Origin of the sequence: Streptomyces sp. Pv4-95, from assembly GCF_045782725.1 — a bacterium.
GTDB lineage: Bacteria > Actinomycetota > Actinomycetes > Streptomycetales > Streptomycetaceae > Streptomyces.
In genome coordinates, this window is the sequence record NZ_CP127172.1 from 3,200,526 (window position 1) to 3,221,463 (window position 20,938).

General features: G+C 71.3%; 21 protein-coding genes. 8 read left to right on the plus strand and 13 right to left on the minus strand.

Annotation, left to right across the window (positions count from 1 at the left end):
• Window positions 1-33: 33 nt before the first annotated feature.
• Window positions 34-429: a hypothetical protein gene (locus QOM21_RS14035; protein ID WP_407550230.1), complete on the minus strand. Its 396-nt coding sequence runs from the start codon at window positions 427-429 to the stop codon at window positions 34-36.
• A 176-nt stretch (window positions 430-605) separates the two neighbouring features.
• Here QOM21_RS14035 and QOM21_RS14040 point away from each other — a divergent pair, with 176 nt between their 5' ends.
• On the plus strand, window positions 606-1,247 hold the full coding sequence (locus QOM21_RS14040; RefSeq protein ID WP_407550231.1) for a uridine kinase: 642 nt from the start codon (window positions 606-608) through the stop codon (window positions 1,245-1,247).
• Window positions 1,248-1,424: 177 nt separating this feature from the next.
• On the opposite strand, the gene QOM21_RS14045 is transcribed toward QOM21_RS14040, so the two are convergent.
• Window positions 1,425-2,231 (minus strand): SigE family RNA polymerase sigma factor, encoded by an 807-nt coding sequence (locus tag QOM21_RS14045; RefSeq protein ID WP_407550232.1) that lies wholly within the window; start codon window positions 2,229-2,231, stop codon window positions 1,425-1,427.
• Window positions 2,232-2,458: 227 nt separating this feature from the next.
• On the opposite strand from QOM21_RS14045, the gene afsQ1 reads away from it, so the two are divergent.
• The 5 genes from afsQ1 (at window position 2,459) to QOM21_RS14070 (ending at window position 6,584) form a co-directional block, all read left to right on the plus strand.
• Window positions 2,459-3,136: a two-component system response regulator AfsQ1 gene (afsQ1, locus tag QOM21_RS14050; RefSeq protein ID WP_026169550.1), complete on the plus strand. Its 678-nt coding sequence runs from the start codon at window positions 2,459-2,461 to the stop codon at window positions 3,134-3,136.
• Window positions 3,133-4,989, plus strand: a complete 1,857-nt coding sequence (locus QOM21_RS14055; protein WP_407550233.1) for an ATP-binding protein — start codon at window positions 3,133-3,135, stop codon at window positions 4,987-4,989. Before afsQ1 ends, QOM21_RS14055 begins: the two co-directional genes overlap by 4 nt.
• The gene (locus QOM21_RS14060; RefSeq protein ID WP_407550234.1) at window positions 4,986-5,648 is read left to right on the plus strand and encodes a hypothetical protein; all 663 of its coding nucleotides are present in this window, start codon (window positions 4,986-4,988) and stop codon (window positions 5,646-5,648) included. The genes QOM21_RS14055 and QOM21_RS14060 overlap by 4 nt, the downstream gene beginning before the upstream one ends.
• Before the next feature lie 135 nt (window positions 5,649-5,783).
• Window positions 5,784-6,335, plus strand: coding sequence for a VanZ family protein (locus tag QOM21_RS14065; RefSeq protein WP_407550235.1), 552 nt, complete (start codon window positions 5,784-5,786; stop codon window positions 6,333-6,335).
• Between the two features lie 45 nt (window positions 6,336-6,380).
• Entirely contained in the window at window positions 6,381-6,584 is a 204-nt protein-coding gene (locus QOM21_RS14070; RefSeq protein ID WP_407550236.1) for a PspC domain-containing protein, read from the plus strand.
• Window positions 6,585-6,710: 126 nt separating this feature from the next.
• Here QOM21_RS14070 and QOM21_RS14075 read toward each other — a convergent pair whose 3' ends face one another.
• Complete coding sequence (locus tag QOM21_RS14075; RefSeq protein ID WP_407550237.1) at window positions 6,711-7,013, minus strand: hypothetical protein; 303 nt, start codon at window positions 7,011-7,013, stop codon at window positions 6,711-6,713.
• Between the two features lie 140 nt (window positions 7,014-7,153).
• Window positions 7,154-8,314, minus strand: a complete 1,161-nt coding sequence (locus QOM21_RS14080) for an adenosine deaminase (protein WP_407550238.1) — start codon at window positions 8,312-8,314, stop codon at window positions 7,154-7,156.
• 103 nt (window positions 8,315-8,417) lie between these two features.
• On the opposite strand from QOM21_RS14080, the gene QOM21_RS14085 reads away from it, so the two are divergent.
• Complete coding sequence (locus QOM21_RS14085) at window positions 8,418-9,233, plus strand: alpha/beta hydrolase (RefSeq protein WP_407550239.1); 816 nt, start codon at window positions 8,418-8,420, stop codon at window positions 9,231-9,233.
• A gap of 45 nt (window positions 9,234-9,278) precedes the next feature.
• Here QOM21_RS14085 and QOM21_RS14090 read toward each other — a convergent pair whose 3' ends face one another.
• Entirely contained in the window at window positions 9,279-10,226 is a 948-nt protein-coding gene (locus tag QOM21_RS14090) for a LysR substrate-binding domain-containing protein (protein ID WP_407550240.1), read from the minus strand.
• 143 nt (window positions 10,227-10,369) lie between these two features.
• On the opposite strand from QOM21_RS14090, the gene QOM21_RS14095 reads away from it, so the two are divergent.
• Window positions 10,370-11,689: an MFS transporter gene (locus tag QOM21_RS14095; RefSeq protein ID WP_407550241.1), complete on the plus strand. Its 1,320-nt coding sequence runs from the start codon at window positions 10,370-10,372 to the stop codon at window positions 11,687-11,689.
• Between the two features lie 68 nt (window positions 11,690-11,757).
• Here the strand turns inward: QOM21_RS14095 and QOM21_RS14100 are convergent, their stop codons facing one another.
• The 8 genes from QOM21_RS14100 to QOM21_RS14135 form a co-directional block, all read right to left on the minus strand.
• Window positions 11,758-12,258, minus strand: coding sequence for a Uma2 family endonuclease (locus QOM21_RS14100; protein WP_407550242.1), 501 nt, complete (start codon window positions 12,256-12,258; stop codon window positions 11,758-11,760).
• A gap of 188 nt (window positions 12,259-12,446) precedes the next feature.
• Window positions 12,447-13,724: a thymidine phosphorylase gene (locus QOM21_RS14105; protein ID WP_407550243.1), complete on the minus strand. Its 1,278-nt coding sequence runs from the start codon at window positions 13,722-13,724 to the stop codon at window positions 12,447-12,449.
• Between the two features lie 89 nt (window positions 13,725-13,813).
• Window positions 13,814-14,209 (minus strand): cytidine deaminase, encoded by a 396-nt coding sequence (locus QOM21_RS14110; protein WP_407550244.1) that lies wholly within the window; start codon window positions 14,207-14,209, stop codon window positions 13,814-13,816.
• Window positions 14,206-15,498 (minus strand): ABC transporter permease, encoded by a 1,293-nt coding sequence (locus QOM21_RS14115; RefSeq protein ID WP_407550245.1) that lies wholly within the window; start codon window positions 15,496-15,498, stop codon window positions 14,206-14,208. The genes QOM21_RS14110 and QOM21_RS14115 overlap by 4 nt, the downstream gene beginning before the upstream one ends.
• Window positions 15,495-16,631 (minus strand): ABC transporter permease, encoded by a 1,137-nt coding sequence (locus tag QOM21_RS14120; RefSeq protein WP_407550246.1) that lies wholly within the window; start codon window positions 16,629-16,631, stop codon window positions 15,495-15,497. Before QOM21_RS14120 ends, QOM21_RS14115 begins: the two co-directional genes overlap by 4 nt.
• Entirely contained in the window at window positions 16,628-18,220 is a 1,593-nt protein-coding gene (locus QOM21_RS14125; protein WP_407550247.1) for an ABC transporter ATP-binding protein, read from the minus strand. The genes QOM21_RS14120 and QOM21_RS14125 overlap by 4 nt, the downstream gene beginning before the upstream one ends.
• Window positions 18,221-18,456: 236 nt before the next feature.
• Window positions 18,457-19,494 (minus strand): BMP family protein, encoded by a 1,038-nt coding sequence (locus QOM21_RS14130; protein ID WP_407550248.1) that lies wholly within the window; start codon window positions 19,492-19,494, stop codon window positions 18,457-18,459.
• A 130-nt stretch (window positions 19,495-19,624) separates the two neighbouring features.
• Window positions 19,625-20,911, minus strand: a complete 1,287-nt coding sequence (locus QOM21_RS14135) for an amidohydrolase (RefSeq protein ID WP_407555670.1) — start codon at window positions 20,909-20,911, stop codon at window positions 19,625-19,627.
• Window positions 20,912-20,938: the final 27 nt, after the last annotated feature.

Genomic DNA, 20,938 nt, shown 5'->3' on the forward strand with positions numbered 1-20,938 from the left:
CTGCGGCCGGGCCGGCGCCCCGGCCCGGGGGCCTCACCCCGGCAGTGCCTGCGTGGCCTCCCCCACCACCGGCAGGTCCTTCAGGGCCGCGCCCTCCGAGAGGGGGCCGGTCGCCGCGGCGGTGCTCACGGGCTTGAAGTCGGCGATCTGGGTGCCGACGCTGTTGCTCAGCGGGTCGACGGGAGTGTTCGCCAGCGGGTTCAACTGGAGGTTCTTGGCGGTGGCGATGCTGCCGCCCGCGGTGTCCAGCACGGCGTCGGCCAGGGCCGCGGCCCTGCCGCCGCTGTTGTCGGCACTCGGCGTGGGTGCGGCCTGCGCGCCGGCCGCGCCGCCGGCCGCGAGCGCGGCACCGGCCGCCGAGACGACCAGACCTGCCCGCAGGAGAGCGCGCGGGAAGCGGCTGGGCTTGGAGCGTACGTGTGAGGCCATGTGCTGCCACCTGCCTGTGGGTCGGAAGGCATCCACCGGAAGGAGACCTTCTGCGAGAGCGGAGGAAACGATTGCGTAATCGTACGGTTGCGTAGCGTAGTTGAGGGGGCGCGGACCGATCCACCCAGGACGCCAGGGGGTACCCCTCTCGGCCCAATGCACGACAATGGCTGTCCGTGAGCTCCCACTCCTCCGCCCGGCCGCCCGCCGCCCGCGTCGTCCTGCTGACCGGCCCGTCCGGTTCCGGCAAGACGTCCCTGGCCGCCCTGACCGGCCTGCCCGTCCTGAACCTCGACGACTTCTACAAAGAGTGCACGGACCCGACGCTGCCGCAGCTGCCGGAAGGCGGCGCCGACTGGGACTCTCCGCTCTCCTGGGACGCCGCCGCCGCGGTCGCGGCCATCGAGTCGCTGTGCCGTACGGGACGCACCTGCGTGCCGGTGTACGACATCTCCGTCAGCGCCCGCGTCGGCGAGACGGGTCTTGACCTAGGCGGGGCGGCGCTGTTCATCGCGGAGGGCATCTTCGCGGCCGACGTCATCGCGGGCTGCCGTTCGGCGGGGCTGCTCGCCGACGCGCTGTGCCTGCGCGGGCGTCCCACCACGACCTTCCGGCGGCGGCTGGCCCGGGATCTGCGCGAGGGCCGTAAGTCGGCGCCGTATCTGGTGCGGCGTGGACTGCGGCTGCTGCGCAGCGAACGCGCCATCGTCGCCCGGCACAGCGCCCTGGGCGCGCACCCGTGCGCCAAACCGGAGGCGCTGGCCCGGATATCGGCGGTGCGGGCGGCGGACGCGGTGGGCGACGCGGTGCGTTCCTGACCCGTCGGCGTACACGAAGAAGCGGGTTCGGACCGGCCCCCCCGGCCGTCCGAACCCGCTTTGTTTCCCCCGTGCCCCCCCTACTTTCCCCCGTATCCCCCGATACGCCGGCCTCCCCGGAGCGCTCCGGTTCGGCCGTTCCCCCGTATCCCCGTCCCCTCGGGCTTTCCCCCGCCCTCAGGCCACCAGCTCGCCGAAGGACTCCTCCTCGTCACGGCCGAAGCTGAGGACCTCGTCCTCGCGCAGCCGGCGCAGGGAGCGCCAGATGCTCGACTTCACCGTGCCGACACTGATGTCGAGGATCTCCGCGATCTCCGGGTCCGTGCGGCCCTCGTAGTAGCGCAGCACCAGCATGGTGCGCTGCGTCTCGGGCAGCCGGGCCAGCGCCTGCCACAGGACGGCGCGCAGTTCGGTGCCGCGCATCGCGTCCACGTCGCCGGCCGTCTCGGGCAGTTCCTCGGTCGGGTACTCGTTGAGCTTGCGTCGGCGCCAGGCGCTGATGTGCAGATTGGTCATCGTGCGCCGCAGGTAGCCGCCGAGCGCCGCCTTGTCGCTGATCCGGTCCCAGGCCCGGTAGGTCGAGAACAGCGCGCTCTGCAGCAGGTCCTCGGCCTCGTAGCGGTCACCGGTCAGGTGGTAGGCAGTGGCGTACAGGGAGGCGCGGCGCTCCTGGACGTAGGCGGTGAAGGCCGCTTCGGCCTCCGCCGTCTCCGACGCGGAACGCCGTTCCCCCGTCTTCTCCCCGTACGCCGCTGCCGCGGTGCTCCCCCCGGAGCCGTCTCCCCCGTTGACTCCCTGGCCCGCGTTGCCCCCGTTGCGTCCCCCCACGGTCGCGTCGACGGCCACCATGTACGGCGGTCGCTGACGTCCCACGCCGCGGGCGCACCCCCGGCCTCCCGTACCGGACGGGGCCGTACCGGCCCGCCCGATGTCGTGGAGGCGCGTGATTACTGCGCTGGTGGTGGTGCCGTGCAGTGTGTTCATGTCGCGCCCCCCGTCGGTTGAGCCGGTCGTTCGGTGTCTCTCCGGGCGGTGATCTCTCCCGGTGCCCCAAACACTGCCAACCCAGTTTCATCGCGTTGTCCGTCGACTGTCACAGCCCTGTCACAGGGGTGAGCGGTGTCCGGCGCGGGGCCGCCACGGGTGGGGGCCTTGTGTGGGAGAGCGCCACTGGTCGATCTCGTGGCGTCCCATGGGCCAGAATGGCCAACGTGCCTTTCCTGTTGCTGATCGAGGACGACGACGCCATCCGCACGGCCCTCGAACTCTCGCTGTCGCGCCAAGGTCACCGTGTGGTGACCGCGGCGACGGGCGAGGACGGCCTGAAGCTGCTGCGCGAGCAGCGCCCGGACCTGATCGTGCTGGACGTGATGCTGCCGGGCATCGACGGCTTCGAGGTGTGCCGGCGGATCCGGCGTACGGACCAATTGCCCATCATCCTGCTCACCGCGCGCAACGACGACATCGACGTCGTGGTGGGCCTGGAGTCCGGTGCCGACGACTATGTCGTCAAACCGGTCCAGGGGCGGGTGCTGGACGCCCGGATCAGGGCCGTGCTGCGCCGTGGGGAGCGCGAGTCCAGCGACTCGGCGACATTCGGCTCACTGGTGATCGACCGCTCGGCGATGACGGTCACCAAGAACGGCGAGGATCTCCAACTGACGCCCACCGAGCTGCGGCTGCTGCTGGAGCTGAGCCGCAGGCCCGGGCAGGCGCTGTCCCGTCAGCAGCTGCTGCGGCTGGTGTGGGAGCACGACTATCTCGGGGACTCGCGTCTTGTGGACGCCTGTGTGCAGCGGCTGCGCGCGAAGGTGGAGGACGTACCGTCCTCGCCGACCCTGATCCGTACGGTCCGCGGCGTCGGGTACCGGCTGGACTCCCCGCAGTGACCGCACGCCCCGATGACGGCGGCTCGCACGACGGCACCGAGGGCTCCGCGCCGCCCGCGCCCGGCAGGCGCCCGCTGCGGCTGCCGCGGTGGATGCGGCGCGCGTCCGGGCTGCTGCGCTGGACGAGCCTGCGGCTGCGGCTGGTCGTCGTCTTCGCGCTGGTCGCGCTGACCGCCGCGGTCTCGGCGTCCGGCATCGCCTACTGGCTCAACCGCAACACCGTCCTGGACCGCACCCAGAACTCCGTGCTGAACGACTTTCGCAAGGCGCTGGAGGACAGCACCCGTTCGCTGCCGCCGCGTCCCCGGTGCGCCGAACTCCAGGACGCCGCGCGGCGGATGGCGGGCGGGCCGCAGAACTATGCGGTGCTGCTGATCGGGGTGGACAGTGCGGGCAAGGACTGCGCGGCCACCACGAACAAGAACCTCCTCACGCTCAAGAACGTCCCCGCGTCGCTGCGGACCGCCGTCAACGACGTGCGGAAGGTCGACGAGTCCAACCGCTACGCGCATCACCTCTACTGGCAGCGCAGGGAGGTCGGCGACGTCCCCTATCTCGTGGCCGGCGCGAAGGTCATCGGTGGTGGCCCGACCGGCTACATGATGAAGTCGCTGGCCGCGGAGCGGCAGGACCTCAACTCGCTGGCCTGGTCGCTGGGGATCGCCACCGCGCTCGCGCTGGTCGGCTCGGCGCTGCTGGCGCAGGCCGCCGCGACGACCGTGCTGCGGCCGGTGCAGCGGCTCGGACACGCGGCCCGGCAACTGGGCGAGGGCCGCCTGGACACCCGGCTGCGGGTGACCGGCACGGACGAACTCGCCGATCTGTCACGGACGTTCAACCGCACCGCGGAGCGGCTCGAACAGCGGGTGGAGGAGCTGAGCGCGCGGGAGGCGTCCTCGCGCCGCTTCGTCGCCGACATGTCGCACGAACTGCGGACGCCGCTGACGGCGATCACGGCGGTCTCGGAGGTGCTGGAGGAGGAGGCCGACTCCCTCGACCCGATGATCGCGCCCGCCGTGCAGCTGGTCGTCAGCGAGACGCGGCGGCTCAACGACCTCGTGGAGAACCTGATGGAGGTCACCCGCTTCGACGCGGGGACGGCCCGGCTGGTGCTGGACGACGTCGAGGTCGCGGACCAGGTGACCGCCTGTATCGACGCACGGGCCTGGCTGGACGCGGTCGATCTGGACGCCGACCGCGGCATCGTCGCCCGCCTGGACCCGCGGCGGCTCGACGTCATCCTGGCGAACCTTATCGGCAACGCCCTCAAGCACGGCGGCTCCCCGGTGCGGGTCTCGGTGCACACCGAGCCTGCGGCCGGCGAGGACGGCGCGGCGGCCGGCCGCCGCGGACCGGACGCCGAGGAGGCACCGGGCGGGCACGGCACCGCCGCCGACCGCGGGGCGCCGGGCGGCCGTCCGGCATCCCCCGACGACGGCGGGCCCGAGCAGCCGGAGAAGCCGGCGGCGGACGCGCACCGGGGCGGCGCGGGAGATCTGGTGATCCGGGTGCGGGACCACGGCCCCGGCATCCCGGAAGAGGTCCTGCCGCACGTCTTCGACCGCTTCTACAAGGCGAGCGCCTCGCGGCCGCGGTCGGAGGGCAGCGGTCTCGGCCTGTCCATCGCGATGGAGAACGCGCACATCCACGGCGGTGAGATCACGGCCGCCAATCTGCCCGAGGGCGGCGCCGTCTTCACCCTGCGGCTGCCCATGGACGCCTCGCGGCTGACGGAGGACGGCGAGCGGGACGGCGGTGGCGTCACCCAGGGGCGCGGTGGCGCATCGGGCCGCGGCCGGGCGGCCGGCGGCACGTCGGGCGCGCCCGGCGACGGCACGGAGGGCGACCGATGAGACAGCCCGGTCCCGCGCGACCGCACGGGCCTGCGCCGGGGTCCGGCGGGGCCCGGAGGTGGCGGCGTACGGCCGCGGTGGCCGCCCTGGCGCTGGCCGCCGCGGGCTGCGGAGTCCGCGGCACGTCCGTACCGGTCGACGCCGGGGGCGCGCCCTCGCGGGTGAGCTGCAAGGTGCCCGAGGGCGATGCGCCGGCTTCGCCCGGCGAGGTGCAGGTCACCGTGTATCTGGTGTGCAGCTCGACGCTGACTCCGGTGGAGCGGACCGTGCCCCTGACCAAGGCGCCGGCGGACGGCGCGCGGCTGCAGGCCGCCCGCGCCCTGCTGGGTGAGCTGCAGAAGCAGCCTCTTTCGGCGGAGGAGGAGGCCGGGTTCAGCAGTGCGGTACCCGAGGACGTCGAGGTCACCGGACCCCGGGCGGCCGATGCCGCGGACGCGCTGCGGCTGAGCGTCCGTCCCGACGATCTGCCGTCCTTCGCGCTGGCCCAGCTGGTGTGCACCTACGGCATGAGCGCGGCGCTCGGCCGGACGCACGCGGTGATCCTGGGCGGGCCGGGTGGCGACGCGGCGCACCGCTACGAGTGCTCCGACGAGGTGCTGACCCACCCGGACATCGCCCAGAACACGAGCTGGGGCGGCCCACTGTCCCGCAAGGGCTGAGGCGGCCGGGCCGCCGGCCGCCGAGTCCGCCGTGGGACCGCCTCCGGGCGCGCTCCGGGGCCCACGGCGGCGGGACCGTCAAAACGGACGCGACAGTGCGGAACCGCAGCCCCCGCTACCGGCGTCCTGGGCTTTGTGCAGCGTCATGGCCTCGGCGACACCGCCGCCCTCCGTTTGCGCGCCACCGGACTGCTCCTCCTTGTGGCGCACCTTGTGCTCGTCGGCTGGCTGATGCTGCGTCCGCGGACGGTGCCCTGGGTGCCCGCCCCGAACCTCGAACCGCTGGCGTCGATCAGCGCCGAGCTGGCGCGCGGGCCGTGGGAGGCGGTGCAGCATCTGGGCGGATCCGCGCTGCTGCTCGCTCCTCTCGGAGTGCTGCTGCCGATGTCGGCCGGCCGACTGAACGTTTCGCCGCTGGTGTCGCTGACCCGCACGGTGTTCGCCGGCGCCATGATCGCGCTGGCCATCGAGCTGCTGCAGACCGGGGTCCCCGGGCAGGTCCCGGACATCGACACGGTGCTGCTGAACGCGGCCGGGGTGGCGCTGGTGCACCTGGCCGTCGTCCCCGGGTGCCGGTCCCGGCTCCGTCGCCGGAACGAGGATCTCAGGGGTGCGACCCCGACGATCCCCAGGGTCGGACTGGCCCCCCAGGCTGATGTTCTCTCCGGCTCGCGGACTTACCTTTGAGACATCGGGGCAAACGCCTCAGCATGTAGCAAAGGAGCCGTCATCATGGCCGCCGAACTGGTCCGTCCCCGCGACAACCGAATGATCGCCGGAGTGTGCGCGGGCCTGGCCCGTCGCTTCGGTACGACCCCGACCACCATGCGCACGATCTTCGTGGTCTCGTGCCTGCTCCCCGGCCCGCAGTTCCTGGTCTACCTGGCGCTGTGGATATTCATGCCCTCGGAGAAGACCACCGCCGCCGCCTGGTAGCACGCGAGGGCGCTCCTGCCCCGCCCGCCCCGGCACGCCGACGGCCGTGCCCCGGCACGCACGCCGAAACGGCGTACGGCCGGGGCACGGCCAGGCGCACGTCCCCTACGGGACGGTGCGGTGTGTTCAGCCACCCAGGGGGAGACCCTTGGTGACGGCGCCGGCGGGCAGGTTCTTGCCGGTGACCGGCAGGCCGCCCAGCAGGTTGCCCTTCGAGTTGCTCTTGGTCTTGACGACGCCGCCGACCGGCTTGGCGTCGGCGGACTTGGAGACCGTCTTGGCGGCCTGCTCGACCGGGAGACCGCGCAGCACACCCGCGGTGTCGATCGCGTCGGCAGCCGGGGCAGCGGCGGCGGTGCCCGCGGCGGTGGCGGCGAAGGCGGCACCGAGCGCGGCGACACCGAGAGTCTTGATGGTTCCCTGCTTCATCGCTTTTACGTCCTCGTGATGGGGGCTTGACCGGCTAGGAACCTACTGACGGGGCCACCGGCGCCGCAAACAGCGAGAAGCGAAGAAAAAACGGCCGGTGGACAATCCACCGGCCGTTCGAATAACGCCTTCAACCACCGTTACACAGCGTCAGACCCGCTGTTCACAATGGGTGTGGTGCCCGCGTGACGGAAGAGCCATTCGGCCCTCAGCGCCGCGTATTCGGGCTTGATCACGTCATTGATCATCGCCAGACGTTCATCGAAAGGAATGAACGCTGATTTCATCGCATTGACTGTAAACCACTGCATGTCATCGAGCGTGTACCGGAATGTCTTGACCAGGTGCTCGAATTCCCGAGACATGTTCGTACCGCTCATCAACCGGTTGTCGGTGTTGACGGTCAGGCGGAACTGGAGCCTGCGCAGCAAGCCGATGGGGTGCTGCGCGTAGGAGTCCGCGGCACCGGTCTGGAGGTTGGAGGTCGGGCACATCTCCAGCGGGATGCGCTTGTCCCTTACGTACGAGGCGAGCCGGCCGAGCTTGACCGAGCCGTCATCGGCGACCTCGATGTCGTCGATGATCCGCACGCCGTGGCCGAGGCGGTCGGCGCCGCACCACTGCAACGCCTGCCAGATGGACGGCAGTCCGAAGGCCTCACCGGCGTGGATGGTGAAGTGGTTGTTCTCCCGCTTGAGGTACTCGAAGGCGTCGAGGTGGCGGGTGGGCGGGTAGCCGGCCTCGGCGCCCGCGATGTCGAAGCCGACGACACCGAAGTCGCGGTAGCGGTTGGCGAGTTCGGCGATCTCCAGGGCGCGGGCCGCGTGCCGCATGGCGGTCAGCAGCGCGCCGACGCGGATGCGGTGGCCGTTGGCCTTCGCGCGCCGCTCGCCCTCACGGAAGCCGTCGTTGACGGCCTCGACGACCTCTTCGAGGGTCAGCCCGGCTTCCAGGTGCTGCTCCGGCGCGTACCGGACCTCGGCGTAGACGACGCCGTCGGCGGCGAGGTCCTCGGCGCACTCGGCGGCCACCCGGGTCAGCGCCTCGCGGGTCTGCATGACGGCACAGGTGTGCGCGAAGGTCTCCAGATAGCGCTCCAGCGAACCGGAGTCGGCGGCCTCGCGGAACCAGATCCCGAGCTTTTCCGGGTCGGTTTCGGGGAGCCCGGCGTAGCCGGTCTCCCGGGCCAGGTCGACGACCGTGCCGGGGCGCAGGCCGCCGTCGAGATGGTCGTGGAGCAGCACCTTGGGGGCGCGGCGAATCTGTTCACTGGTCGGGAGGTTGGTGGTCTCGCTCGTCATCTCGGCACTCTAGCCCCTACGCGCGTAGATCTCATCGAACGATACGTAACAGTGACCCGTCGGCGGGGTGGCCCGTACGCCTCCTTCTGCCATCGTTCTCGTCATGGCTCAGCAAGCGCTGCCGGTGCGCGAGGCCCGGCTGGGAAAACCGCTGGGATCGGCCGGCGAGGACGTGACCCGCGCGGCACTGCGATGGCGGCGTACGGAGGGGCGGGCGGCGGGCCCGGTGAACGCAGTCGCGCTTTTACTGCCGGCGGGTGAGCCCACCGGGGTGCGGCGCCCGTCCCCCATGTCGGCGCTCGCCGTGCGCCCGTTCGCCGTCCGGCTGGCGAAGGCGGGGCGACCGGAGGGGCTGACCGCCCATGTGGTGCGCTACCGCTGCCGCGGCTGGAACGGCGCGGCCGCCCATCCCGCGCGGGACGCGACGTGGGCGCTGGAGGAGGTGGTCCGCCGCTACGGCGATGTGCCGGTGTGCCTCGTCGGGACGGGCATGGGCGCCCGTGCCGCGCTGCACGCCGCGGGCCACCCGGCGGTGCATTCCGTCCTTGCGGTCGCCCCTTGGTTTCCCGAGCCGGGCCCGGACGCGGCGAAGCCCGATCCGGTCAAGCAGCTCGTGGGGCGGCAGGTGTTGCTCGTCCACGGCACGAACGACGAGCGCACCGACCCCGAACTGTCCTACCGCTACGCCGAGCGCGCCAAGAAGATCAATCGCGACACCTGCCGCTTCGAGGTGCACTCCGACGGCCATTCACTGAGCCAGCACCGCCCCGAAGTCCTGGCTCTCGCAGCCGACTTCATGCTCGGCTCGCTCTTCACCAGGGATTACGCCCGTCCGGTGCGCGACGCCCTGGCGGCGCCACCGCCGCTCGGCCTGCGGATGCCGCTGGCCGCCGGCTTCGGAGCGTCGCTGCGGCACTGAACGTCCCCTCGGGCACTCGGTGTCCGCGGCCGCCGCTCGCCGGTCTCAACGCGGCAGCAGCAGTCCCCGCCGGCTCAGCAGGAACTTCTTGAACGCGGCCACCGGCGGGGTGTCCGGATGTCCGCCCAGCCAGGCCACGCCGATCTCGCGGACCGCGCGCGGCGCGGTCACGGTCAGTTCGGCGACACCGGGCCGCGGCACCGCCGGTGGCGGCAGCAGCGCCACGCCCAGCCCTGCCGCGACGAGGCCGCGCAGCGTCTCTGCCTCCTCCCCCTCGAAGGCGATCCGCGGGGTGAACCCCGCCTCTGCGCACAGCGCGTCGGTGATCCGGCGCAGCCCGTAGCCCGGTTCGAGGGTGACGAACAGCTCGCCCGCGGTCTCCGCGAGGCGGACCCGCTTGCGGCCGGCCAGCGGATGGTCGTCCGGGACGACCAGGCGCAGCTTCTGCTCGTCCAGGCGGCGGGCGACCAGGTCGGGGTAGTCCGGGACGGGCGAGGTCAGGCAGAGGTCGAGGTCGCCGGCGCGCAGCCGCTCGATCATCGCCTCCCCGTAGTTCTGCACGAGTTGGAAGCGCACACGGGGGTGGTCGGCGCGGAAGGTGCGGATGAGGCCGGGAACGGTCTCGGGGCCGAGGGTGTGCAGAAAGCCGAAGGCGACCTTGCCCGCGGTGGGGTCGGCGTCGGCCTGTACGGATTCGGTGGCCCGCTCGATGTCGGTCAGCGCGCGCTCGGTGGAGGCGAGGAAGGCGCGGCCGGCCGGGGTGAGGGAGAGGGTGCGGCCGTGCCGGGCGAAGAGGGCGACGCCGAGGTCGTCCTCCAGCCGGACGATGGCGCGGCTGAGGGTCGGCTGCGGCATGCCGAGCTCCTGCGCGGCGCGGGTAACGTGCTCGTGCCGGGCGACCGCGGTGAACTGCGCCAGGCGCGGGGCGAGCGTCAGGGCCCAGGAGTCGACGCCGAGCTCGGCGGCCTCTCCCGCGTCCGCCGCGCCGCCCACCGTCCTGCTCCGTGTTCCCGACGTCTCATTTCTGTTGCGAGCTTGCGACAGAGGTGCTCGTGAACTGGGATCATGTGTCACAGCATCGATTATGGCGTTTCTATGCATTGGACGCATGAAACCCCGACGCCTACTTTCGAAGCATGCCCTCCGCTGATACCGGGGCGTCCGTCACCGACCGTGCGGCCGCCTCTCCCCAGTCGTCCCCCGACACCTCTCGCACCGCCGCCGCCGTCGACCCCGAGTCCGGCAAGCTGCACCCGGGCGGCCCCGGCTACCGCCGGATGAGTTTCGCCCTCTTCGCCGCCGGAGTCGCGACCTTCGCGCTCCTCTACTCCACCCAGGCCCTGCTGCCCGCGATCTCCACCGACCTCGGTGTGACACCGGATCAGGCCAGCTGGACCGTCTCGGCGGCCACCCTCGGACTGGCGCTCGCGGTGATCCCGCTCAGTGCGCTGTCCGAACGCCTCGGCCGCCGCACGCTGATGACCGCCTCGCTGACCGTCGCCGCGGTTCTCGCGCTGCTGGTGCCGTTCGCCCCGTCGCTCGGCTGGCTGATCGCGCTGCGCGCCGTCCAGGGAGTCGCGCTGGCCGGACTGCCCGCCTCGGCGATGGCCTTCCTGGCCGAAGAGGTACGTGCCAAGGCCCTGGTGGCGGCCATCGGCCTGTTCGTGGCGGGCAACAGCATCGGCGGCATGTCCGGGCGCATCGTGACCGGCTGGGTCGCCCAGCTCTGGGGCTGGCGGGCCGGGCTCGGCGCGGTGGGCGCGCTGGCCGTGCTGTGCGCGGTGACCTTCCGGCTGCTGGTGCCCAAGGCCCGTCACTTCGTGCCCCGTTCGGTGGGACCGCGGGCGCTGGCCCGCACCCTCGGCGGTCACCTCGCCGACCCCCTGCTGCGGCGCCTGTACGGCATCGGCGCGCTCTTCATGACGGTCTTCGGCGCGGTCTACACCGTCATCGGCTACCGCCTGGTGTCCGAGCCGTTCAACCTCCCGCAGGGCATCGTCGGTTCGATCTTCATCGTCTACCTGGTCGGTACGGTCTCCTCGGCCGCGGCGGGCAAGCTCGTCGGCCGGATGGGCCGCCGGGGCGCGCTCTACCTGGCGGTCGGCGCGACCTCGTCAGGTCTGCTGCTCTCGCTCGCCGACTCGGTCGCCGCGGTGCTGGTGGGCCTGGTCCTGATCACCGCCGGCTTCTTCGCGGGCCACGCGGTCGCCTCGTCCTCGGTCAGCCGCACCGCCAGGACGGCGCGCGCCCAGGCGTCGGCGCTCTACCAGTGCGCGTACTACATCGGCAGCAGCCTGGGCGGTGCGCTCGGCGCCCTCGCCTTCCACGCCGCCGGCTGGGAGGGCACCGTCCTCCTCGGCCTGTTCGCGATGGTCGGTGCCGCCGGCATCACGCTGTACGCCACCCGCAAGGCCGTGGCCGAACGCCGCCTCCTGCACCTGGAGAAGGCCGCGTAACGCCGCACGGCTCCCCGTACCGAAGGGCCCGCCCCACCACCTGTCCTGGTGGGGCGGGCCCTTCGCCGTCAGGCACCGAGGGGGAACACGCTGGTGTCGAGGGTGAGTCCGAAGGGCGCGGGAAGGCGGACGTCCTCGCCGAACTTCACCCGCTGGAGCTCTTGGTAGACCTCGTCCTTCGGCTCCCCGTAGAGCGTGACCGTGGGCCCGGCAGGGGCGAAGCGGTCGATGAGGACGTAGAGCGGAACTCCCGCCTGCGCGTAGGCGGCTGCCTTGTTGATGCGGTCGTAGCTCGCGTTGCACGGCGAGGTGACCTCGACGACCAGTTCGGCGGCTGTGAGGGGGGCGGGGTCGCCTCCGTCCAGCTCGTCGACAACCGCGTCCGGGATCACGACAAGGTCCGGGATGTAGAGGCGGCCGCGCGAGGGGTGAGCGACTGCGAGGGTCTGGTAGACCCCCCACTCCTCGGGAAGCACGGTGTACAGACTGCGCTGAACCCTCGCGGCAATACGGTGGTGGGGCACGGCCTGCGGTGGCGTCACCACGATGGTCCCGTCAGTGATCTCCACCTTGCTGCCTTCGGGCCAGTCCGACTCTCTCCAAAAGCGGACGAGCTGTTCCCAGTGCTGCCTCGGTGCGGGCTCAGTCGGAATTGCACTCATGGTGGTCTCTTCACTCGGCATGCCACCGATCCCAGCATGGCGAACGGGACCCGCGGCAGGCCACGGATCCCGTTCATCCATACGGGAAACCCAGGTCAGCCGATACGTTCCAGCACCACCGGCGTGGTCGCGAAGGCCGCGTCCTCCGGGCCGATCAGGACGCCGCCGTCCAGTGCCTCCAGGGCGTAGGGGAACTTCTCGGGGGTGTCGGTGTGCAGGGTCAGCAGCGGTTGGCCCGCGGTGATGGTGTCGCCGGGCTTGGCGTGCATTTCGACGCCGGCGCCCGCCTGCACCGGGTCCTCCTTGCGGGCGCGGCCGGCGCCCAGGCGCCAGGCGGCGAGGCCGACGGCGTAGGCGTCGAGGGTGGTGAGGGTGCCGGAGGAGGAAGCGGTGACGATGTGCTGCTCACGGGCCACCGGGAGGGCGGCGTCGGGGTCGCCTCCCTGGGCGGCGATCATGCGCCGCCAGTGGTCCATGGCCGAGCCGTCGGCCAGCGCCTTGGCGGGGTCGGCGTCCTTCAGGCCCGCCGCGTCGAGCATCTCGCGGGCGAGGGCGAGGGTCAGATCGATGACGTCCTGCGGGCCGCCGCCGGCCAGCACCTCGACGGATTCGCGGACTTCGAGGGCGTTGCCCGCGGTGCGGCCGAGCGGGGTGGCCATGTCGGTCAGCAGGGCGGCCGTACGGACGCCGTGGTCGGTGCCCAACTCGACCATGGTGGCGGCGAGTTCGCGGGCGTCGTCGAGGTTCTTCATGAACGCGCCGGAGCCGACCTTGACGTCCAGGACCAGGGAACCGGTGCCCTCGGCGATCTTCTTGGACATGATCGAGGAGGCGATCAGCGGGATCGACTCGACGGTGCCGGTGACATCGCGCAGCGCGTAGAGCTTCTTGTCGGCGGGCGCCAGGCCGTCACCGGCGGCACAGATCACGGAGCCGACGTCGTGCAGCACGCCGAGCATCTCGGCGTTGGAGAGCTGGGCGCGCCACCCGGGGATGGCCTCCAGCTTGTCGAGGGTGCCGCCGGTGTGGCCCAGGCCGCGGCCGGAGAGCTGCGGGACGGCCGCGCCGCAGGCGGCGACCAGCGGGGCGAGCGGCAGGGTGATCTTGTCGCCGACGCCGCCGGTGGAGTGCTTGTCCGCGGTGGGGCGGGGGAGGGAGGAGAAGTCCATCCGCTCGCCGGAGGCGATCATGGCGGCGGTCCAGCGGGCGATCTCCGTGCGGTTCATGCCGTTGAGGAAGATGGCCATCGCCAGGGACGACATCTGCTCGTGGGCGACCTCGCCGCGGGTGTAGGCGTCGATCACCCAGTCGATCTGATCGGGGGCCAGTTCACCGCGGTCACGCTTGGTGCGGATGACGGAGATGACGTCCATGGAGGCTTCCTTTCGAACGGTTGCCACCCGTTCTACACGCATAGACCGCATGGGGGCGAGGGGACGGCGGCGTGCGGGCGCACGGGGCGCTATCGGACGAGGTGTTGCGGGCCGAAGGCGTCCGGCAGCAGCTCCGCCAAGGGGCGGATGCCCGCGGCCGTGTCGACCAGCAGCTCCGGTCCGCCGTGCTCCCACAGGAGTTGGCGGCAGCGCCCGCACGGGACCAGCGGCTTGCCCTCGCCGTCGACGCAGGTGAAGGCGGTCAGCCGGCCGCCGCCGCCCGCGAACAGCGCGGAGATCAGGCCGCATTCGGCGCACAGGCCGAGGCCGTAGGAGGCGTTCTCGACGTTGCAGCCGGTGACGGTGCGGCCGTCGTCGACGACGGCCGCGGCCCCGACGGGATAGCCGGAGTAGGGGGCGTAGGCCCGGGACATCGCGTCCCGGGCCTGCCGCCTCAGCGACTCCCAGTCGGGAGCTGTGCTCACTTGCCCTGACCTCTCCGATACGTCTTGCCGATGGACTTCGGCGGCCGCAGCCGCTGCGCGGCCAGTGAGAGGACCAACAGCGTTGCGATGTACGGGGCGACGCCGACGATCTCCAGCGCGACCGTATCGGACGTCGCGTACCAAAGGCCGAGCAACGCGGCGACGACCAGGCTGATCACACCCTGGGTGAGCCGGCCGGCCCGCAGCTTCCAGACGGCCAGGCCCACCAGCAGCACGGCGAGCAGGAGCAGCAGCGCGTGGACGGTGGGGCCGCCGCCGCGCAGCTGCAGGGCGTCCATGAAGCCGAACAGGCCGGCGCCCATGGCCACTCCGCCGGGCCGCCAGTTGCCGAAGATCATGGTGGCGAGGCCGATGTAGCCGCGGCCGCCGGTCTGGCCGTCCTGGAAGATGTGCACGTAGATCGCCAGGAACGCGCCACCGAGGCCGGCCAGCGCACCGGAGGCGACCACCGCGGCGTACTTGTAGCGGTAGACGTTGACGCCGAGCGATTCGGCCGCGATCGGGCCCTCGCCGCAGGAGCGCAGCCGCAGCCCGAAGGAGGACCGCCACAGGACGAAGAAGCTGAGCGCGAAGACGGCCACGGCGAGCAGGGTCAGCCAGGAGACGTTGCTGACCAGGGAGCCGGCGATACCGGCCACGTCGGAGACCAGGAACCAGTGGTGCTTCTCGACGGAGTAGAGCCACTCGGACAGGCCGGGGACGGTGAACGTCGGCATGTCCGGCATCGGTGGCGACTGCTTGTCGTTGCCGCCGGCCGCCGAGGCCGCGCTGCCGTCGGCGCCGAACCACAGCTTGGCGAGGAACTGCGTCAGGCCGAGCGCCATGATGTTGATGGCGACGCCGGAGATGATGTGGTCGACGCCGAAGGTGACGGTGGCGAGGGCGTGCAGCAGCCCGCCGAGCGCACCGCCGATGACGCCGGCCAGCGCCGCGGCCCAGGGGCCGTACTGCCAGCCGATCGCACCGGCGGAGAAGGCGCCGAGCATCATCATGCCTTCGAGGCCGATGTTGATGACGCCGGAGCGTTCGGCCCACAGACCGCCGAGGCCGGCCAGGCCGATCGGCACGGCGGCGTTGAGTGCCGCGGTGTACTGGCCGGAGCCGGTGAGGTTGTTGGCGCCGGTGACGACCCGCAGCAGGGACAGCAGAACGAGGCTGCCCGCGATGATCAGCAGGACCTTGGGGTAGGTGAGCTTGCGCCGGGAGGCCGTGGGCTTGCTCTTGTCGCCGCGGGCCTTGGTGGCCGGGGCCGTGAGGTTCGTGCTCACGAGGAGACCTCCACCGTCTCGGTCTTGCGGGTCCGGGCGGCGAGCTGCTCGCCGACCTGCCGCTGCTGGAGTCTGAGGCCGTAGCGGCGTACGACTTCGTAGGCGATGACGACGCACAGCACGATGACGCCCTGCATCACGCCGACGATCTCCTGCTCGTATTCCTCGAATTCGAGCTGGGTACCGGTCCGTTCGAGGAAGCCCCACAGCAGCGCGCCGGCGGCCATGCCGACCGGGTGGTTACGGCCGAGCAGCGCGATGGCGATGCCGGTGAAGCCGATGCCGATGGGGAAGTCGGTGCCGTAGTTGTACGAGACGCCGAGCAGGGTCGGCATCCCGATGAGACCGGCCGCGGCTCCGGACAGCAGCATGGAGGTGACGACCATGCGCTTGACGCTGACGCCACCTGCCTCGGCCGCCGACTCCGACTGCCCCACGGTGCGCAGGTCGAAGCCGAAGCGGGTGCGGTTGAGGACGAACCAGTACGCGAAGCCGACGATGACGGCGATGACGATGAAGCCGTCGATGGGCTTGGGCGTGGTGGGGAGGGTGAAGAAGTGGCTGGAGGCCGGGAGGTTGGGCGTGTGGAAGAGGTTGCCGTCCCGCTCCGCGAGCCGTCCTTCCTGGAGGAAGTAGCCGATGACCGCGGCCGCGATCGCGTTGAGCATGATCGTGGTGATCACCTCGCTGACCCCGCGCGTCGTCTTCAGCAGACCCGCGATACCGGCCCAGACCGAGCCGACCACCATCGCCACGATGATGATCAGCGGGATCTGCAGGAAGCCGGGGAGCGTCAGCGCGCCGCCGACCACCGCAGCGAAGAACGCCGCGATGCGGTACTGGCCGTCCACGCCGATGTTGAAGAGGTTCATCCGGAAGCCGATGGCGACGGCGAGCGCGGACAGGTAGTACGGGATCGCCTTGTTGATGATCCAGACCTGGCTGTCGCTCTTGGAGCCGAAGTCGACCATCACCGTGTAGGCGTGGATCGGGTCCTTGCCGGTGGCCAGGATGATCACCGACGTGATGATCAGTGCCGCGACGATCGCCAGGACGGGCGCCGCGATCCCCAGGATCAGCTTGTTCTTGTCGAGCTTCTTCCTGGTGAGCTTCTTCGTGGCGAGCTTCTTCACTCGGAATCCGCCTCCTCGGACGACGGGGACGGCTCGGACTGGCGCGGCACGCGTGCCGCGTCGGCGTCGCCGCCGGCCGCGGTGAGGTGGCCGCTGGCGGCACCGGTCATGGCCGAGCCCAGCTCCTCGGGGGTGATGGTGGCGGGGTCCGCGTCCGCGACGAGCCGGCCGCGGTACATCACCCGCAGGCCGTCGGACAGGCCGATCAGCTCATCGAGGTCCGCGGAGATCAGCAGGACCGCGAGGCCCTCGCGGCGGGCAATGCGAATCTGGTCCCAGATCTGGGCCTGGGCACCGACGTCCACGCCCCGGGTGGGGTGCGCGGCGATCAGCAGCTTGGGGTGGTGGCTCATCTCGCGGCCGACGATCAGCTTCTGCTGATTGCCGCCGGAGAGCGAGGCCGCGGTGACCTCGATGCCGGGGGGGCGCACGTCGTAGGCGGCGACGATGCGCTCGGTGTCGGCGCGGGCCGCCTTGAGGTCCAGCAGCCTGCCCTTGGCGTTGGGCTTCTCCGTGACATGGCCCAGGATGCGGTTCTCCCACAGCGGGGCCTCCAGCAGCAGCCCGTGCCGGTGGCGGTCCTCGGGGATGTAGCCGATGCCGTCCTCGCGCCGGGTGCGGGTGGGCGCGTGGCTGATGTCGGTGCCGTCCAGCGCGATGGAGCCGCCGTCGGGGTCGCGCATGCCCATGATCGCCTCGACCAGTTCGGCCTGGCCGTTGCCTTCTACGCCCGCGATGCCGAGGACTTCGCCCTTGTGGATGGTCAGCGACACATCGTCCAGGACGGTGCGCTCGACCCCTTCGGCGTCCGTGGTGAGCAGCCGCAGCCCCTCGACCTTGAGCATCTCCACGTCCGTGACGGTGGATTCGCGGGTCTGCGGCGACGGCAGCTCGCTGCCGACCATCAGCTCGGCCAGCTGCTTGGGCGTGGTCTCGCCGGGCACGACCGAGGCGACGGTGGTGCCGCGCCGGATGACGGTGATGTCGTCGGCGACCGAGAGCACCTCGCCCAGCTTGTGGGAGATGAAGATGACGGTCAGGCCCTCGGCCTTGAGCTCGCGCAGGTTGTCGAAGAGGGCGTCGACCTCCTGCGGGACGAGGACCGCGGTCGGCTCGTCGAGGATCAGCGTCCGGGCGCCGCGGTAGAGGACCTTGAGGATCTCCACACGCTGGCGGTCGGCGACGCCGAGGTCCTCGACGAGGACGTCGGGGCGGACGCCGAGGCCGTAGCGGTCGGAGATCTTGACGATCTCGGCGCGGGCCTTGCCACCGATGCCGTGCAGCTTCTCGCCGCCGAGAACGATGTTCTCCAGGACGGTGAGGTTGTCGGCGAGCATGAAGTGCTGGTGGACCATGCCGATGTTGCGGGCGATGGCGTCGGCCGGGCTGTGGAAGCTGACCTGTTCGCCGTCGATGCCGATGGTGCCCTCGTCCGGCTTCTGCATGCCGTAGAGGATCTTCATCAGGGTCGACTTGCCCGCGCCGTTCTCGCCGACGAGCGCGTGCACGGTGCCGCGGCGGACGGTGATGTCGATGTCGTGGTTGGCGACAACACCCGGGAACCGCTTGGTGATCCCGCGGAGTTCCACCGCCGGTGCCGCGGCGGGGGAACTGTCTGCCTGGGGGCTGCTGGACGCTTTGATGGCGCACTCTCCTCGGGGGACAGGGAGTGGTACGGAGAAGCGGGGAGGCGACGATATCGCGCCAACTCGACGCTACGCGCGTAGTGTTGACGACGGAAGACCATCGCGGAAAAGGCCGGCGCATGCCGGCGCGGAAGGCCCGGCGCGGCGGCCGTGGCCGCCGCGCCGGATCCGGGGGGCTGCTACCGCTTGGCGGGGGTGTCGCTGACCTTGACCTCGCCCGACGCGATCTTCTTCTTGGCCGCGTCGATCTTGGGCTGGAGGTCGTCGATGAAGCCGCCCGAGGTGGACAGCCGCACGCCGTCGTCCTTGAGCGTGTAGCTCTTGTTGCCGTCCAGCGGCTTCTTGTCCTTGACGCTCTTGACCAGGTCGTAGACCGCGACGTCGACGTTCTTCATCACCGAGGTGAGGATGGAGCTCTTGTACTGCGCCAGGCCCGGCTGCTGGTACTGGTCGGAGTCGACGCCGATCGCCCAGGTGCCCTTCTTGCCGGCGACCGTCTCGATCGAGCCGTTGCCGGACTGGCCGGCCGCGGTGTAGATGACGTCGATACCGGCGTCGAGCATGCCCTTGGCCTTGCCCTTGGCGGCGGCCGGGTCGTTGAAGCCCTTGTCGTCGTTGGCGTAGAGGTACTCGGAGGTGATCTTCGCCTTGGGGTCGGTGTCCTTGACGCCCTGCTCGAAGCCGGCCTGGAACTTCTGGATCAGGGCGTTGTTCACGCCACCGATGAAGCCGACCTTGTGGGTCTTGCTCTTCAGGGCCGCGGCGACACCGGCGAGGTAGGAGCCCTCGTGCTCGGCGAAGACCATGCCGTAGACGTTCTTGGCCTCGGAGGGCGAGTCGACCACACCGAAGGTGGTGTCGGGGAAGTCCTTGGCGACCTTGTTGACGGACTTGCCGTAGTTGAAGCCGACGCCGATGACGGGGTTGAAGCCGGCCTCCGCGAGCGAGGACAGCCGCTGCTCGCGGTCGGCCTCGGTCTCGCCGTTCTTGGCCGTCATGAGCTTGGACTTCACGCCGAGGTCCTTCTCGGCCTTGTCCACGCCACGGGCCGCGGCCTCGTTGAAGGAGTGGTCGTCCCGGCCGCCGACGTCGAAGGCGAGTCCGACGCCCTTGTTCTTGCCACCGGCCTCGGTGGACGATTCTCCGCAGGCGGTGAGCGAAACAGCGAGGGCCGCGGTGGCTATGCCCGCGGCAGCAATCTTGGATACCCGGCGCACGAGGGGCCCCTTCGACTCGTAGCGCCTCCGTCGGCGCTGATTCCGCCGCATCGTAACGCGCGTAGATGCCAGAAAAAGGGGCCGTTCGAAGCCGTTATCGGATCGTCGCGAACGAGGGCCGACGGCCGGGTTACGGGCGGGCGTTGTCGATCATCGCCGCGGCGGTGAACAGCTCCACACCCACCTGGATCGCCCGCTCGTCCACATCGAAGTCCCCGCGGTGCAGATCGTGCCGCCCCACCTCGCCGGGCGGACGCACCCCGAGCCGGGCCATCGCCCCCGGGACGTGTTCGAGATACCAGGAGAAGTCCTCGCCGCCCAGGGACTGCTCGGTGTCCTCGACGGTGTGTGCGCCCAGCCGGGCCGCCATCGCGTCCTGCAGCAGCTGGGCCGAGGTCGCTTCGTTGACCACCGGCGGCACCCCGCGCACGTAGGTGATCTGCGATTTCGCGCCGTGCAGCGCGGCGACCTCGTCGATGGCGGCGTGCACCAGGTCGGGTGCCTGGCGCCAGGCACCCAGGTCGAGGCAGCGGACCGTGCCGGACAGGCCGGCGCGCTGCGGGATCACATTGCAGGCGTGGCCGGACTCCAGCCGGCCCCAGGTGACGGCGAGTCCGGCCCTGGCGTCCACCCGGCGGGCCAGCAGCGCCGGCACGTCGAGGGCGACCCGGGCGGCGGCGGTGACCATGTCGGTGGTCAGATGCGGGCGCGCGGTGTGGCCGCCCGGGCCGTCCAGCGTGACCTCCAGCCGGTCGCAGGCCGAGGTGATCGCGCCGGTCCGCAGCCCGATCCGGCCGGCGTCGACCCGCGGGTCGCAGTGCACGGCGAGGATCCGGCCGACGCCGTCCAGGGCCCCGGACGCGATGACGTCGGGGGCGCCGCCCGGCAGCACCTCCTCCGCCGGCTGGAAGACCAGCCGCACCGGCCGCGGCAGCTGCCCCCGGCGGGCCAGCTCGGCCAGGACCAGGCCGGTGCCGAGGACGACGGTGGTGTGCACGTCGTGGCCGCAGGCGTGCGCGCGGTCGGGGACCGTGGAGCGGTAGGGGACGGTCTTGGTGTCCGGGATGGGCAGGGCGTCGATGTCCGCGCGCAGGGCCAGCAGGGGCAGGGTGGGGTCGACGGCGAGGGCGGGAGCGGGGCCCGGTGCGGCCGCCTCGTCGTCCACCGCGCTCGTGGTGGGAGCCGTACCGATGTCGCACACCAGGCCGGTGCCGGTGGCCAGGACGCGGGGCCGAAGACCGGCCTGCTCCAGGCGCGCGGTGATCGCCGAGGTGGTCCGGAACTCCTGGTTTCCCAGCTCGGGATGCATGTGCAAGTCGCGGCGGAAGGCGATGAGTTCGGCGCGCAGATCCTCGGGCAGCACACCGGGGAGCGGAGGCCCGGGGGGAGTGTCGTCGGCACCGGTATCGCGGGACATCAGTTGGTTCACCCGTTGAAGGTTACG

Bases quoted from the DNA above. Each gene is read 5' to 3' on its own strand.
- QOM21_RS14035 (WP_407550230.1), bottom strand. From the start codon at position 429: ATGGCCTCACACGTACGCTCCAAGCCCAGCCGCTTCCCGCGCGCTCTC.
- QOM21_RS14045 (WP_407550232.1), bottom strand. From the start codon at position 2,231: ATGAACACACTGCACGGCACCACCACCAGCGCAGTAATCACGCGCCTC.
- QOM21_RS14060 (WP_407550234.1), top strand. From the start codon at position 4,986: ATGAGACAGCCCGGTCCCGCGCGACCGCACGGGCCTGCGCCGGGGTCC.
- QOM21_RS14070 (WP_407550236.1), top strand. From the start codon at position 6,381: ATGGCCGCCGAACTGGTCCGTCCCCGCGACAACCGAATGATCGCCGGA.
- QOM21_RS14075 (WP_407550237.1), bottom strand. From the start codon at position 7,013: ATGAAGCAGGGAACCATCAAGACTCTCGGTGTCGCCGCGCTCGGTGCC.
- QOM21_RS14080 (WP_407550238.1), bottom strand. From the start codon at position 8,314: ATGACGAGCGAGACCACCAACCTCCCGACCAGTGAACAGATTCGCCGC.
- QOM21_RS14085 (WP_407550239.1), top strand. From the start codon at position 8,418: ATGGCTCAGCAAGCGCTGCCGGTGCGCGAGGCCCGGCTGGGAAAACCG.
- QOM21_RS14095 (WP_407550241.1), top strand. From the start codon at position 10,370: ATGCCCTCCGCTGATACCGGGGCGTCCGTCACCGACCGTGCGGCCGCC.
- QOM21_RS14105 (WP_407550243.1), bottom strand. From the start codon at position 13,724: ATGGACGTCATCTCCGTCATCCGCACCAAGCGTGACCGCGGTGAACTG.
- QOM21_RS14135 (WP_407555670.1), bottom strand. From the start codon at position 20,911: ATGTCCCGCGATACCGGTGCCGACGACACTCCCCCCGGGCCTCCGCTC.